This window comes from Kineobactrum salinum, from assembly GCF_010669285.1.
Classification (GTDB): Bacteria; Pseudomonadota; Gammaproteobacteria; order Pseudomonadales; family Halieaceae; genus Kineobactrum; species Kineobactrum salinum.
Window position 1 is genome coordinate 3,222,032 of record NZ_CP048711.1, and the last position, 14,959, is coordinate 3,236,990.

Here is a 14,959-nt window from a genome sequence, read left to right on the forward strand (position 1 = left end):
ACTCGCCGTATATGGGTAATGGGGAAAATCGATACCCATGATCGACTTCCTGGAACAGCAGCGCGGCCATGGCCGGGCTCAAGGCAGGGCGCGTACCCGGTGCACCTCTGCCACGTCCTGCGATCGCCCCGCACCGTGACACAGCGCGCACTGCTCCACGACTTCGCCATTGTCCACTGCCTGCTGGGTGGTGTTGAAGTGGCCTCCGTTGGCAGTCATATGAGCGCGGGCCTCGGGTGAGTCGTGACAGCCCGCGCAGGCCGTGGTGGCGGCGGTAGCCACCCGGTCGTCGCGTGGATCGGCTGGTTCCGGGCCGGTATCGACGGTGGTCGCCAGTACCCCTTCGGCCAGCGGCAGACTGAAGCCTGAATCACGGTGGCATGCGAGGCAGTTGTCCAGCCGCCCCGGATAGTGCACCGTGCTGGTATCGTAGCTGTAGGTGGTGAAGCCCCTGAAGCCAACGATCTGTAGCGGCTCAGTGCGCATTGCCGCGGCGTGGATACCATGGATCAGGTGCTTGAAATCCAGCGACTCCTCCTGTTTGCCGTCAGTGGGCGGGTTGGCGGCGACGGCGCGTGTGTCGCGGTCGGTGTTGCGCGGATTGTGGCAGCTGACGCAGCTGTCAATGTTGTCGGCCCGGTTGTCGCCGTGGAATACCAGGGAGCCGTGACAGACCAGGCATTGTTCGAGTTCCACCGACTGGCGCCGTGGCACCGCCAGTCCATCTGCTTCGTCGATCGGGAAAAATGCATGGACGTCACCGACCGGCACGTTTTCGGCAGTCCCGTCGTCGTTGTAGTCCACCGCCGGGTGGCCGTCGATCACCGCGACCCCGCTGCCGGAGGCCGCGATACCCGGAGCGGTGTCGCTGTTCGGTACCGGCAGCGGCAGTGTGACGCTGTAGCTGCCATCGCCGTTGGCACTGGCACTGGCCAGCGCATTGACGCCGATGGAGCTGGCATTGTCACTGCCATTGCCGGTGTTGTGGTAATCGCGGGTATCCCAGGCCAGGCGTACATTCAGTGAACTGTTGGCCTGGCGCCAGACCGGGTCATTGGCCAGGTCGTAGTCTTCTCCGGTCAGCGGGTTCTGCACCCGGAAACTGACCCGCGCCCGCTGCCCGGGCGCCGTGTTCTCCACCGCCAGGATCTCTGCCCGAAAAGCCCGGCGAGCTTCCTCGAGCGGGATGCGGTGGCTGGCGGCAATGCTGCCGGCCCTGCCACTTGCCGAGTGACAGCTGGCGCAGCGGGAGTCGTCCGGCTGGCCGCCGGCATGGCTGTCGAAATCCAGGTCATCGTGGCAACTGCCGCAGACGGCGCGCGAGGAATACTCGGCCCAGTTGTCGCCCTGGGCGGTCAGCACCAGATCCTCCCGGCCGGCGCCAGTGGCGGTGCCGGCGTGACAAGTGGTGCAGCGGCGGATGTCCTGGGGATAGCGCAGCTCGGAGTAATCGTGCTTGCTGTCGCGGAATCCATAAATTGCATACTCGCCACCCGCCTGTACGCTGGGTAGTGCCGCGCCCCGGTGAATCTTGTGAATCATCACCTTCATGTCCACCGTGTTGCCGCTGTTGGCGTCAGTGGAGCCCGGGTTGTGGCAGGTGACGCAGTAGTCTATCTCTGTGCGCCCGCCGTGTACCGTGAGCTGGTCGTGACAACGGTTGCAGTTGGCGGTGGTGGTTATCTCCTGGCGGAAAATATTGTCGCGGGCGCCGCTGGCGGGGACCCAGTCATAGCTGGGATTGGCGGGCTCCTGGCCGCCACTGAACTGGATTGCCACGCGGTGAGTGAGGCCGGCGTCGTATCCCAGATCCAGGCCCTCGCTGTCGGCCTGGTCCAGGATTTCCGGCGCCAGGTCGTTGATCGCGGTGGCGAACCGGTAGCGGTAGTGCCCTCCGCCTTCGTGGCTGAATTCGCCGTTGTCCTCGGTGGTGGCGCGCAGTTTCGCTGCGGCGCCGGGGCCGACGCCGGGTTGTTCGATGCTGTTGATGTAGGATTGCCAGCTGCCGGTCAGGTTGCCCTCGGGTGCGGGGGTCAGTTTGGCGATGATAAAGCGCACATTGCTCGCCGCGAGATCGGTGATGGCGGTATTGTTGCCATCGCTGAGCTGGAATTCGACCACTGGCCGGCCGTCCTCAGGAATACGAGCAGAGGTGATGAACGGAAACAGCTCGCTGGCTTCGGCATAGGGAGCCGGGTTCGGCTGGGGCAGCTCGGGAGGCGGCGGGGTGACAGGCCCGCCCGGCGGTGGCGGGCCCGGTTCGACACCGGGAGCCCGGTCGCCGCCGCCCCCACCACCGCAGGCTATCAGCAGGCTCAGCAAGCAGGCGCTCAGTGCAATGTGCCGTGTCATGGTCCTTCTCTCCCGGTGTCTAGTGCCAGCGGTACAACACTGACAGACCCATGTAATGCAGATTCTCGTTCGGGTTACGCTGGCCGAAGCTCAGCACCTTGTCCATCGTATCGGGCTGCACGTCACGCCAGGTCCAATCACTGGACTGGTAGCGGTAGTAGCGATAGTGCAAGCGCAGTGATACGGCTTCGCGCCAGTGCCAGATGCCGCCGGCATCGAACTGATGCAGGCGGGTATCGACGGCGGGCAGGCTGGCCGGGTTCAGATCGGCAGCCGCCACGGGGCTGAAATCCTGCTCGCTGCCGGTGTCGATCCACTGGTAGTCGAGTTCCAACTCGAGCCGCTCCCCCGGCTGCCAGCGCAGCTGTCCCCCCAGCACCAGGCTGTCATCCCGGCTGTCCAGCCACCAGTCGCGGCCGGGGTCGCTGGCCTGGGGCAGGGGCGGCGTGACGGCGAAGGCATTTTTTTCCTGGCCACCGCGGAAGGCCCGGCTGCCCTGCCTCGAGCGCTGTCGTTCGAGGCCGGCGTGGATGCTCAGTTGCAGTCGCTCCCCGGGGCTGTAGGCTGCGCTCAGCTGCAGGCTCTGGAAGCGTGAGTCTGTCACTCCCAGCGCGCTCTTGTCGTAGTCGTCCTCCCGTCCCTGCAGGTTCAGGTTCAGGTTCCAGCGTGGCGCAGGCAGATAGTTCAGGCTCAGCTTGTAGCGCCACTGTTCGCGATTGGCCAGGTGGTACTGGCTCAGCAGTGGGTGATTGCTGAAGCGCTGGTTGTCCGGTGTGATATTGATCAGTGCGCTGTCCCGTCGTGCGAACCAGGATTGATCCCAGCGGTAGGTGTCGGCGCCGCGATTGGCCCAGCCCAGTTCCAGTCGGGCCTGCAAGGGCTGCCAGGGTTGCAGCCGGTATTTCAGGGTATAGCGGTCCTCGCGGGTTGCTTCGGTGGCAGCGTTCTCGCGCTGGATCTTCTCCCGGGCATAGTTCAGGCTGAGCTTGCTGCGGTGCGGCAGGCGGTAGCCCGCCTCAAGTTCGAGCCCGTGGCGGCGCAGGTCGTGACTGGTGTTGTAAACGGTGAGCTCGGGCCTGACCTGGTCCGCGTGGTCCCCGGGAACATAGCGGTAGCCGTCGCGGGGGGGCGGTAGTCCCGGTCGCGCAGCCGGTACGCCAGCTTCAGTTCCAGCTGCCGGTGCGGTTGCCATTGCAGGCGCACTTTGGCGGCAGTGGTGGCAACTTTGCCGGAAAAGCTGTCGCGAGGCAGGGCCTGTTCGAGCTGCAGGCCGGGGTTGGCCGAGTAGGGCATCAGTTCCTGGTCCTGCTCGGTGAGGCCGTAGCTGCCATCGAACTGCAGCCGCAGGCGGGGGCCGAACAAATAGTGTCCGGCGAGGCGGGCGCTGCCGTGCTGGTTGTCCGGCGCGAGGCTCAGCGCTCCCTCCACGGCGGGCAAGCTGAATGCGTCGGTGGGACTCTGGTCGTCCGCGACCGCACCGGCGCCACTGCCTGCCCAGGCGATATAGGGGTTGTGCCAGCGCAGCGACTGATCCCGGTTGTCGAAATCCGACCAGACAATGCTGCCCTGCAAGTGCAGGCGGGTACCGCTGTAGCTGAGCGTGGTATCGGCGTCGAAACTGCGGTGATCCACCGGCGCAGGCAGCAGCACGGCATCGCCCGCCGCGGCATCGCTGTAGATGGCCGCGCCGGTATCGCCGGTGCCCTTGCGGGTACTGTAGCGCAGCGCGGACTGCAGCTGCCAGCGTGGGCTCAGCCGGGTCTCCAGCGCCAGCTCATAGTTGTTGCGCTCCAGGCTTCGGTCAAAGGGTTGCAGCGCCTCTGCCAGTTCGGTCCAGTCCCCTGTAGTGCGGCCGCCGCTCCAGTTGCCCGGCAGTTGCAGCAGGGAATCGCCGCGGAACGGGGTCAGGCCGCTGTCGTTGCGCTGCTGGTATTGGCTGTCAAAGCTGGCGCTAATCTGCAGCCGGTCGCGAACGCCCCAGCGCACCGTGCCCTCCCGTGTGTCCAGGCCGGGGTCTGACAGCTGGACCTGCCAGTGGCTGTCGCCGGCTGTAAAGCGGCGCCAGTCGAGCTTGCCCAGCAAACTGAAGCCCTGGTCCTGCAGGCCGTTGTACTGCCCGGCCATGAAGTTGTCCGCACTGCTGTAGACCACCCCCAGCTCCAGGAGACCACGATAATCAGTCTGCCAGCGCGTCGCCAGCGGACGGCTCTCCGCCGCCAGAGCCGCAAACCTGTCCTGTGCCTGCGCGGTGGCCGCCCCAGGCACAGGACTGTGGCAAAGGCCCGGCGACGACCCAACCTGCCCACCGCTGCGGCTCTCATCGGGCCAGCCGGGCGCCGGAGGGATGGTTGCTGCCATGGATCCGGCTGTGACAGTTCAGGCAGTTCTTGCCCAGCAGGTTGCGGTTGGCGCCGCCGCCTGCCAGGCCCTCGCTGCCGTAGGGGAGGCTGGGATGGAAGGCGGCCGCGTGACACTGCTGACACAGGGCCGGGCCGCGTACGGTCAACAGCCGGTCGTGAACTGCGCCGTGGGGCCGGTGGCAGAGTCCGCAGTCCTCTGCCGCTGGCGGATGCTCCCACAGGAAAGGGCCGCGCTTGTCCTGGTGGCAGGTGAAGCATTGTTCGTTCAGGCTGGGCTCCCGCAAGCTGGCGCCGGTCAGGGCGCCGTGGGGGTTGTGGCAATCGCCGCAGGCTGTTTTGCCCTCGGCAATGGGATGGCGCGAGGGCAGTAGCAGCTCTGCCCGCACCCTGCTGTGACAGCTGACACACACGGCCTGGGATTCGCTCTCATTCAGTGCCGGGTCCTGCTGCCGATGGCTGCGGTGGCAGCTGGCGCAGTCCAGGCCTTCCTGCTGGTGCTCACTGCCGGCCCAATGCAGGGCGCTGCCGCCGGCATGGCAGCCTAGGCAGGCGCCGTCCCGGGCCTCCGCCTCGGCTTGCCAGCGCGGACCAAAACTCACTTGCGGCGCGGCGTCGGTGGGACGCCGGGCGTGGGCCTCACTGGCGCCGTGGCAGGCGCTGCAGGCCGCGGCGCCGCCGCCGTCAAGAGCGCCGTGAACGGTGTGGAAAACAGCATGTACCGCGACATCAGCCGTGGCGGTGTGGCAGGCCAGGCAATCCGGCTGAGACTGTTCATTGGCGCCGGTACACAGCGCGCTCAGTCCCAGCGCCAGCAGCAGTAGGGTCGCGCGCAGGGTCATTATTGCGCCTTGAAGTCGGTGTGGGTTGCGCCCATGGAGAAGGTCTGGGGCAGCGACACCCAGTGTTTGCCTCCGGGCCGGTCGGCGCCGTGCAGGGCGACGCCAAAGGTCATTTGCTGCGCGCTGGCGAAATCCAGGCTGCCAGATCCGCCCTGCAATTGCCGCCGCAATGAGACCCGCCAGCGCCCGTCACTGTGGCTGGCGCTGGCGGTCACCAGCGTGGCGGGGTGCCATTCGAGCTGGGCCAGGACGGTAGCGGTTTCCACTGTCGCGGCTTGTCGCTGCAACTTGACTCGCCACAATTCGGCGAAATTTCCGGCTTCGCGCAAGCGGGCCAGGGCCGCCTCGTCCCTGACGATGGCGGGCCGGCCGATCTGGCGTTGCTGCAGGCGCGAGGCCAGCAGGTATTTGTCCATCTGCTGGCCTCGATCGCGGGTCATCCCGGGCATATCGCTGTGACAGGCGGCGAAGCAGCCGGCGGAGCTGAACGCCTCGTTGCGTCCGTCGCCCCACATCAGGGCGATATCCTGGTCATCGGCGGGGCCCCGCCAGCTGATCTCGATTTCGAGTTCGTCGCCGCGGCGGGCAAAGCCGATCGAGATATCGCGGCTGACGGCGGCGACGCCGTCTCCGGCGAGAGCCTTGCCCATATCGGCCTCTTCGCCTCGATGGCACTGCTGGCAGTTACTGCCCTGACGCAGCGGCTGGGAGCCGGGATGTTCACTCAAGAGCCACTCACTGTCGGACTGGCCGGGGTAAAACAGGGTCAGCCGGCGTGCATTGCGCGCCTCGCGCACCTGGGCGGCGACACCCTCTGCGGTGCCATGGGCGATACCGACATGGCAGTTGAGACAGCTCTTGTCCTGCTGGGCCATGACCTTGTGGTAACTGGTGGCCTTGGGCGATACCTGGGGATCATCGGCCATTGCCACCAGGTTGTGACAGCCGGCGCAGCCCGCCGAGCGATTGCCGAGCATGACCTGATGGGGGGATTGCCGGTCATGGGGACTGTGGCAGCTGCTGCAGGGCGGATTAAACGACGCTGCCCGCTCCATCTCGTGAATGCCGGATTGCTGCTCCTTGTGACACACGGTGCAGACTTCCCGCTGGGTTGCGGGCTGCATGACCGGGTCGCCGGTGATGTGTATGTCGTGACAGGTCACACAGCTCAGGTCCTGGCGCTGGTGGTGGGCCCCTTCCCAGTGGCGGGCCGCGTCATCGCCGTGACACTGCAGGCACTGGCTGTTCTGCTGCTCGGCAGTGGCGGACCAGCGCGGACCAAAGCTGACGCCGGGGGCCACTGCGGTGGGCGAGCGGGTGTGGTCGGCACTGGGCCATGGCATTCCTCGCAGCCGCGGCCCGCCATCGGCGTGCCGGGCTGATCGGCCGCGCCGTGGGCACCCGCCAGCAGCGGATGTACCGGAGAGCTCTCGCCAAAGTCGTGACAGCCAAGGCAGGCTTGCGCTCCGGCCTCGGTATAGCCGGGGTCGGCCGCCTGCGCGTGCAGGCCTGTTGTTGGCAACAGTGCCAGGCTCAAGCTCAGGATACGTAGCAGCATTTTCTACTCTCCCTGTATCACGATCATCAGTGGCTGCCGGCAGCGGCTTGCCCGGCGCTGCCAGGGTGGGCGATGCCCACATGACAGTCGATGCAGGTTTTGCCGTTGCTCGCCATGGCCTGGTGGTATTCTCTCGCCCGGCGTGACTGCAGCGTGAGTTGCATGCGTTCCACCACGTGGCAGTTGCGGCATTCCTGGGAATCATTGGCGCGCAACCGCGCGATCTCGCGAGCCTTCATAGCAGGGGCGTGGGCAATGTATTTTTCCCGGGTGTTGATCAACCCGATCAGGCTGCCCCAGACCTCGCGCGAGGCCTCTATCTTGCGCACCATTTTGGGGATGAATTCCTTTGGCAGGTGGCAGTCGGTGCAGGTGGCCTTGATGCCGGCGGCATTGCTGTAGTGACTGGTCTGTTGCAATTGCGGCCAGGGGTTGTCGCGCATTTCATGGCAGCTGAGGCAAAACTCCTCGGTGCCGGTGGCCTCCATGCCGAAATTCCATGACGCCCAGATCGCCAGGCCGATGGCGATCCCCACCGCCACCAACGCCAGGATGGAATGGCGCGCTGAAGGTCGGCGCAGACTGCGTAGCCATTCCCCCAATGTCCGGCTGGACATTTACAGCCCCTTATTTTTTGCGAATATCCTGTTTACAGAGTAGTGCAGGCTGTCTTCGCCCGCAAGGCGGGCGGGCGAGCCGTAGTGTATCTAGTCCGCCGCGGCTTCGGGACGTCGGTCAGTGCCAGTTAAATATCACGCAGGACCGCGGGGTGAACCGGACTCAGTCTTCTGGTGGAGGCTCTTGGCAAGGATAGGTGGCAATGACCTCGGTGTTGCGGCCACTGAGTGTTATACGAACGATGCCGCCATTGTTCTCTGTAATTCTGAACTGAGGTAGCCTATAGGCGCCCCGGCTGTTGCTATCGGCAATCTCAATATCGATGTCATCCCCTTCAATTTCGCAGCCAGAGTCGCCTTCCACTCTTACGCTGAATTCTCCGTCGGGTGCGTTGTTGTACTGGTCGGCGATATAACCACGGTAGATACGGCCGGTACGCAGTACAGTTGGCTCGCGCAGGGTGCCATTGTCGATCAGCAGGATATCAAACCCGGTTTCCGATCCCAGTATCAGTACGATGTTGTCTCGCACATTGACCAGTTTTCTGCTGCAGAATACCCCGTCGCCTTCCGGCGGACAGAGTACCCCGTTGTAGATGCCATTGCCGAGGTTGAATACCCCGTCGTTGTTGAAGTCGACGAAGGTCTCCTCGGAACCGGCGGCTTCGCAGAGTGCGGAGCTGGGCACACAGCCCCGGGCCGGGTTGTAGCGGCCGTCTTCATTGTGGTCGATGAAGGCTTCAGCGAGATCATCAAAGGGTTCACCCTCGTCGTAGAGTCCATTGCCATTCTGATCGATAAAGGATTCCTCGCCTAGTGCTGTTACCAGTACCGTGGAGCGCATGCCACGGATATAGCCAAGGTCGTCCGGGCAGGGACCACTGGGTTCACTGTGACTGGGGCAATTGTATTCGGAGTCATTAGTGGTGCGCACCAGGTCAGCGTTAAAGGTCGGAAAGCGCGGTGCTTGGCTGGTCCAAATAACTGTACAGGCGCCGGCTTCGCCTTCGGCCCCGGTCGCACAGGAGCCCTCTATGGAGCCGTATTCGGTTCGGAACACCGCCGCTGTGCCATCTGGCACCGGATTGTTGAACTTGTCTGCCATGCGAACAGTCAACTCTATTTGTACACCGTCGAGCTGACGCGCGCCGGGCACGTTGAGACTCTCAGCTGACAGACTTATTGAATTCTGGTCCGGCAGGCCGGTGGTGATTGCCAGCACATCGGAGACCGTGGTCAACGTCAGCAGACTGCCGTCGGGGGCATTGGCTTCGATAGTGGCGGTCACGCGTACGGCTGTCGCCACATTGCCGGACTGCACCACGGTAGTGACCAGGCCTTCGGCATTGGAGACGCCGCGGCTCTGGGCCAGAGTGATCCCGCCGATGTCGGTGGTCAGCTCGAAGTCGACTTCCACGCCCGAGAGCGGCGTGTTGTCGGCGTCCACCACCCGGAACGTAACGAAGCCGGTTTCCTGCAGCCCGGAACCGCCACCGGTACCCTTCAGCGCCAGGACGGGAGGTTCGGCCGATTCAAAAATAATGGATGTGACCTGCGCGGGTGCGACGAAAATCGTGGCGGAAGCAGTGGTGGAGGTGCCCACCAGGGTGGCTGTGATTTCATCTTCGCCATTGCAGTTTGCGGCGGTATATTCGATGGTGCCGCGGCCGTTCTCAAGGGTCAGGGGATTTTCCGAGAAGCTGGCCGTTCCCGAGCGCTCACAGCCGCTGCTGAAGCGGACTTCTTCTGCGGTGTCGACCGGATTGTCGTCCTCGTCCACCGCAGAGACTGTAATGGCGGCGGTGCCGGCGCGTGGGATCGAGTCGGCGCTGGTGCCCAGCTCGCCGTTGATGAATTCGCCGTCGCGGAAATGACCCAGCCGCAGCGCGGCCCGAATGGCCTGGAAGTTGATCGATTGGGTGACGGTGCCGTCCGGCGCGTCAACCGATACTTCTATTGACCCGGCTCCCAGCGTGCCGTCGGACTCCACCTGCAGCGTGGCGACGCCATCGTCGTCGGTCAGGGCAGTACCCGAATCGGGCGTAATCAATGCCAGTTCACTTTGCGCCGAGACCACCTGGCCACTTACCGGAGCGCCGTTGCGACCGTTGCGGGTAACGGTCACGTACAGCGTGGCCGGGGTTGTGGAGCTGATGGTATCGGTTGGGTTGCCTACCGGATCGACCATCACCAGATCGAGAAAATACGTGTCATCGTCGCCGGGCAGAAAGCCGCTGCCACCCCCGCCACCGCCGCCCCCACAGGCAAACAGCGTCAGGACCAGGGCAAGCACGGCGGCGAGCCTGCTGGTGAGTGTGGCGAACCGATTAGTCATTGTCTTCCCCTTTGTGCCCGCTGTAATCAGGAAGGTCTTATTGTGCAGTTCCAGCCGTTTCTCCCTGGATGCGGTCTGGACCGGCCAACCCCCGCAAGAGGTTACCACGGTTGTGATCACAAAACTTCATGAATAACATGATGATACAAACTTTTTGTAATTTTCTGCACAAACCCTGGAGTACTCCAATTCAATGCCTCGATTCAGTCGCTGCTCTGGCGGGCTGCGATGATTCCCTCCGGCACAGTCGGAACAATACTCCACCTGCGCCCGGCTTTGGCAAGCTCTTTTGGTGCAAAGGGCCGGAAATTGCTTCAGGCCTGCAGCAGGCCCAGTACCCCCAGCAGTTTTACCAGCCCCAGGGCGACAGCGACCAGCACCACCGCGCTCCCCAGCAGATTGGCTGCGGGTCCATTGCGGTATTCCCCAAGCAGGGCTTTGCTGTTCATCACGGTCAGCAGGAATACTGCCACCACCGGCAACAGCAGGCCATTGGCCATTTGCGCGAACAGGATGGCGGTCAGCGGTTTACTGCCCAGCGCTGCAAACGTGGTGCCTGTCAGCAGCACCGTCGCCCACACCAGCCGGAAGCCGCGTCCGTGCAAACTGTTGCGCCAGCCCATGGCGCCACAGACTGCGTAAGAGGCAGCCAGCGGAGCGGTGATCGCACTGGTGAGGCCGCCGGCAAACAAGCCGGCGGCGAACACATAGCGGGCGGCGGGACCGAGTAGCGGCTCCAGCTGCAGGGCCAGCGAACCGCCATCGAATACCAATCCGGTACCGAAGAAGGCTGCCGCGGCGGTACTGAGAATGGCCAGTGTGATCAGGCCGCCCAGACCGATGGAGAGGCCACTGTCCAACCGCGAAGCCCGGATTGCGTCTCCCAGCGGAATCTCGGCGGACCACTTCTCACGCACGGAATTGGCATGCAAAAACAGGTTATAGGGCACGACTGTGGTGCCAATCAGCGCGATCACCGTCATCACCGAACCCGGAGGCAATTGCGGCGGCAGCAGACTGGCGACGATCTCGCCCAACGAGGGCGCAACCAGGATCGCGGTCAGCAGAAACACGATGCTCATCACCAGTACCAGCGCGATCAGCACCCCTTCGAGAACACGGTAGCGGCCGCTGGCCAGCAGCAGCCCGGCCCCCAGACCGATCAATAGCGACCAGGTGCCGCTGCCGACCGGACTTACCGTGGTGAGCGCCAGCGCGGCGCCGGCGATATTGCCCGCTTCATAGGCCGCATTGCCCAGACCTACGGCGGCGACAATCAGCACCACTGCCAGGTTCCCGAACAACGGACTCCGGAAGTGACTGCGCATGGCCTCCGCCAGGCCCTCGCGGGTAACCAGGCCCAGGCGGGCGCTCATTTCCTGCAGCACGATGGTCGCGAATACCGAGAACAACAGCGCCCAGATCAGCGCATAACCGAAGTGGGCCCCGGCGCTGCTGGCCGTGGTGATGGTGCCCGGGCCGATAAAGGCCGCTGTCACCAGAATGCCGGGGCCGAAGCCGATAGCTGTCCGCCGTTTGCCTGTGCCCATCCTCAGTCCCGCCTCCCTGTGGTAAACGGGCGATATTAACAGTATTCGGCCCTCGGTCCGCCACTGCCACTGTGATGAGACCCGAATGGTACACACTTCGGCCCTCTTACTTGGCTAGATCCCAAAAGGCATGCGGAATTGGAAGCGAAGGCTGGGGGCGGGAACTCTCTTGCAGGACCGTCGGAGGCATGGATGCCGACGCCGAGCGTACAAGGACGTATTCACAGCGTGTCCTGCAAGGGAGTTCCCGCCTCCGGCCGCCACCACTCTTCATTGAGAACCACCAACCCAGGCCCCTGGAACGAGAGAAAAATTCCTGAGTAAGTGTCTTGAGTCAGGACTTGCAGCTTCGAGGTTCACGAACTGGGTGCTGGCTGGCGGCAGGGGCCTGCTGCTACCATTGCGCGCCATGAATCCCACCCTCAAGTCAGCAGCATCACTTACCGTCTCCGTGGTTCTCTACCACAGCGACCTGGCGTGTCTCGAACTGACCCTGACCAGTCTGTTGGCAGCGGTGGCCGCGGCTCGTGAGGAGGGCGTGTTGGCAGAGGCCGGCGTGGTCATTGAGGACAACTCGGTGGCACCCGCGTATCACCAGCGACTGGGGTCCACACTGGAGCGGCTTGATTGGGCCGCTGCGGGGGTGTCATTGCGTTGCCGGGCCGCGGCCGACAACGGCGGCTACGGCGCCGGTCACAATGGGGCGCTGCGGGACCACCGGGACAGTGATCTGTACCTGGTCCTGAACCCGGATGTGGAGCTGGACCGGGACGCGCTGAGCACGGGCCTGCAGTTCCTCCAGACGGAGCCTGATGCGGTGCTGGTTTGCCCCCGCGGCCGGGACGGCGATGATGCGCCGGCGCATCTGGGCAAGCGCTACCCCACCGTGTTGGCGCTCGTGCTGCGCGCATTTGCGCCGGCGCCGCTGCGGGCTGTGTTTGCGCGGCAGCTCGCTGTCTATGAGATGCACGAGGTGGAGCTGATGGAAACCCCGGTCGAGGTGCCGCTGGCCAGCGGTTGCTGCATGCTGCTGCGGGCTGGTTCGTGGCGGGAAGTGGGCGGTTTTGATCCACGCTATTTTCTGTACTTCGAAGATTTCGACTTGTCCCTGCGGCTGGCCCGGTTGGGCCGGGTCTATTGCCTGCCGCAGATGACGATACGCCATTTTGGCGGTGGCAGCGCAGCTAAGGGCTGGCGCCATCGCTGCTGGTTCCTGCGTTCTGGAATACGGTTTTTCAACAGCCACGGCTGGCGCTGGATCTAGGTTGGGGGCAGTGCGTGGTGAGCTAGCGGGCTTCGAAGACGGGTGAGCCGTTGGCCGGGCGGGGGAGCGAAACCCGATATTGGGGTGCGGGTGAGCCGCGTTGGTGGGTTTCGCTCCGCTCTACCCACCCTATGGCGCCTCTGGATCCGTATGGATTAGATGCCTTTTGCGGACCGTACGGATCAGAAGCCTCTGGTGCCGTATGGATCAGGTACTTCCGGATACCGCCTTATATTGGAAATGGCAATCCGTTTATAGGTTGGGTTGAGCGAAGCGAAACCCGACGATGTGGAAGTGGTTGTGAGTGAACTGCATTGGTGGGTTTCGCTCCGCTCTACCCACCCTATGGCGCCTCTGGATCCGTATGGATTAGATGCCTTTGCGGACCGTACGGATCAGAAGCCTCTGGTGCCGTATGGATCAGGTACTTCCGGATACCGCCTTATATTGGAAATGGCAATCCGTTTATAGGTTGGGTTGAGCGAAGCGAAACCCGACGATGTGGAAGTGGTTGTGAGTGAACTGTATTGGTGGGTTTCGCTTTGCTCTACCCACCCTATGGGCCTATGAAGCCGATAAGGGGTTTGAGGTTGGGGTTGTCGTGTTTATCGGGATGGGGAATTGGTGTTGAAAGCTGGTAAACTGCCCGAATTTCACTACCGGATCCGTCATGTCTGTTACGCATGAGCTGAACAAGCTGGCCTATTTCGATGGGCTGGGGCTGCAATTGCTGGTGGCGCAATACCCCCTGACCGGCGCGGCCCCCAGTGCTCCGGGCTATCCTTGGCCGCCGCGCAAACGGGCTTCTGCAGAGGCGCCCGGGATGCCTGCAGCCACTGGACCGGAGTCTATTAGTGCACGCACGGCTCCCACCGGAATGCGGGGGCTGCCGAAGACCAGCAGCGGTAGCGCCGCGCGGGCCGGTGGGGAAGCTGACGCTACGGTTCCGGAACCCCCAGCCGGGATGCCGCGGTTGCACACAACCAACGACAGCGCCGCGGTGGCCGGTCGGCAAGCCGATACTGCACCCCCGGAGGCCTCCGTCGGAAAACCGCAGTTGCAGACAGCCAGTGAAGGCGCCGCAGTTGCCGGCCCGGAACCCAACACTGCAGCGCCGGTGGCGCCAGCCGGGATGCCGCGGTTGCAGGCAGTCAGGGACAACACCACCGTCGCGCTGTCACCTGCCGCTTCCTCGCGAGCGGCGGCGCAGAGCGTACCGGAGTTTCATATGGCCGCGGTGGTGGCGGGGGACTGCCTGTGGCTGGAAGCGGTAAACGCCGGAGGGCCGGCCGCTGAGCAGATCCAGCTGATTCAGGCGATGGCCTTCGCCCTGTCGGGTCGGCAGGAGACGGCACGGCTGACACGTTTTGATTGGCCCCTGCACCAGAATCGCCAGCTGGATCTGGGCGAGGCAGCGGCGGCGACGGCCCTCACCAGTTTCGTATTGCGGCAGCTGCAGGAAAAACAGTGTCGGGCGCTGGTGTTGCTGGGCGCGACCAGTGGCGAGCGGTTGTTGCCCGTTGAGCTGGAGGCAGTGACGACGGTCAGCCTGCCCGCCACCGCCGAGATGCTGGCCCAGCCCCTGCGCAAGCGGGAGGCCTGGGAAGCGCTGGCCGTATTGTGCCCACCAGTCCGGAGTTGAGACTGGCGCAGCCGCGCGATGCGGCCCGCATGGCCGCGCTCGATGCGGACGCGTCCCCCTATCCCTGGTCGGCGTCGCAGTACCGTCCCGCCTGTACCGGACTGGCGAGTAACCCCGAGCGGGGCCTGATGCTGGAGCGGGGCCCGGAGCTGCTGGGGTTTATCGTCTTCGCCCAGGTGCTGGACGAGGCCAGTATCCACAATATTGTGGTGGCCGTGTCAGCGCGCCGCCAGGGCTTCGGTGCGCAGTTGCTGGAGGCGGTGCTGGCGGAGCTGGCGCGGAACCAGGTGCGCTGTTGCCAGCTGGAAGTGCGCCGTTCCAATACCGCGGCCCGGCGGCTGTACGCCGCGCTCGGCTTTAGCGTCGACGGTACCCGCAGGAACTACTATCCGCTGCCCGGGGGCCGGGAGGACGCGATACTGATGTCGCGGGATATTTGAGG

12 protein-coding genes are annotated in these 14,959 nt (G+C 64.2%); 4 read left to right on the forward strand and 8 right to left on the reverse strand.

Annotation, left to right across the window (positions count from 1 at the left end; translation table 11 throughout):
• Positions 1–78 precede the first annotated feature (78 nt).
• The 5 genes from G3T16_RS14160 to G3T16_RS14180 all read right to left on the reverse strand — a co-directional run bounded on the left by G3T16_RS14160 (position 79) and on the right by G3T16_RS14180 (position 6,894).
• Complete coding sequence (locus G3T16_RS14160) at positions 79–2,352, reverse strand: OmcA/MtrC family decaheme c-type cytochrome (RefSeq protein WP_163495801.1); 2,274 nt, start codon at positions 2,350–2,352, stop codon at positions 79–81.
• A 19-nt stretch (positions 2,353–2,371) separates the two neighbouring features.
• A complete protein-coding gene (locus G3T16_RS14165; RefSeq protein WP_269473306.1) occupies positions 2,372–3,394 on the reverse strand; it encodes an MtrB/PioB family outer membrane beta-barrel protein in 1,023 nt (340 codons plus the stop codon).
• The gene (locus tag G3T16_RS22510) at positions 3,328–4,476 is read right to left on the reverse strand and encodes an MtrB/PioB family outer membrane beta-barrel protein (protein ID WP_163495803.1); all 1,149 of its coding nucleotides are present in this window, start codon (positions 4,474–4,476) and stop codon (positions 3,328–3,330) included. Before G3T16_RS22510 ends, G3T16_RS14165 begins: the two co-directional genes overlap by 67 nt.
• Before the next feature lie 193 nt (positions 4,477–4,669).
• Entirely contained in the window at positions 4,670–5,551 is an 882-nt protein-coding gene (locus G3T16_RS14175; protein ID WP_163495804.1) for a DmsE family decaheme c-type cytochrome, read from the reverse strand.
• The gene (locus tag G3T16_RS14180) at positions 5,551–6,894 is read right to left on the reverse strand and encodes a cytochrome c3 family protein (protein ID WP_163495805.1); all 1,344 of its coding nucleotides are present in this window, start codon (positions 6,892–6,894) and stop codon (positions 5,551–5,553) included. Before G3T16_RS14180 ends, G3T16_RS14175 begins: the two co-directional genes overlap by 1 nt.
• Here G3T16_RS14180 and G3T16_RS14185 point away from each other — a divergent pair.
• Positions 6,888–7,103, forward strand: coding sequence for a hypothetical protein (locus tag G3T16_RS14185; RefSeq protein WP_163495806.1), 216 nt, complete (start codon positions 6,888–6,890; stop codon positions 7,101–7,103). The two genes, G3T16_RS14180 and G3T16_RS14185, sit on opposite strands and share 7 nt — an antisense overlap.
• A gap of 32 nt (positions 7,104–7,135) precedes the next feature.
• Here G3T16_RS14185 and G3T16_RS14190 read toward each other — a convergent pair whose 3' ends face one another.
• The 3 genes from G3T16_RS14190 to G3T16_RS14200 all read right to left on the reverse strand — a co-directional run bounded on the left by G3T16_RS14190 (position 7,136) and on the right by G3T16_RS14200 (position 11,611).
• Positions 7,136–7,726 carry a NapC/NirT family cytochrome c gene (locus G3T16_RS14190; RefSeq protein WP_163495807.1) on the reverse strand — a complete coding sequence of 197 codons (591 nt, stop codon included), beginning with the start codon at positions 7,724–7,726 and terminating at the stop codon, positions 7,136–7,138.
• 163 nt (positions 7,727–7,889) lie between these two features.
• A complete protein-coding gene (locus G3T16_RS14195; protein ID WP_163495808.1) occupies positions 7,890–10,061 on the reverse strand; it encodes an Ig-like domain-containing protein in 2,172 nt (723 codons plus the stop codon).
• 314 nt (positions 10,062–10,375) lie between these two features.
• Complete coding sequence (locus G3T16_RS14200) at positions 10,376–11,611, reverse strand: Nramp family divalent metal transporter (protein WP_163495809.1); 1,236 nt, start codon at positions 11,609–11,611, stop codon at positions 10,376–10,378.
• 409 nt (positions 11,612–12,020) lie between these two features.
• Here G3T16_RS14200 and G3T16_RS14205 point away from each other — a divergent pair, with 409 nt between their 5' ends.
• From G3T16_RS14205 to rimI, 3 genes are all read left to right on the forward strand, one after another.
• Positions 12,021–12,875 (forward strand): glycosyltransferase family protein, encoded by an 855-nt coding sequence (locus G3T16_RS14205; RefSeq protein ID WP_163495810.1) that lies wholly within the window; start codon positions 12,021–12,023, stop codon positions 12,873–12,875.
• A gap of 670 nt (positions 12,876–13,545) precedes the next feature.
• Positions 13,546–14,517 (forward strand): hypothetical protein, encoded by a 972-nt coding sequence (locus tag G3T16_RS14210; RefSeq protein WP_163495811.1) that lies wholly within the window; start codon positions 13,546–13,548, stop codon positions 14,515–14,517.
• Positions 14,514–14,957 carry a ribosomal protein S18-alanine N-acetyltransferase gene (rimI, locus tag G3T16_RS14215; protein ID WP_163495812.1) on the forward strand — a complete coding sequence of 148 codons (444 nt, stop codon included), beginning with the start codon at positions 14,514–14,516 and terminating at the stop codon, positions 14,955–14,957. Before G3T16_RS14210 ends, rimI begins: the two co-directional genes overlap by 4 nt.
• The last annotated feature ends 2 nt before the right edge of the window (positions 14,958–14,959 follow it).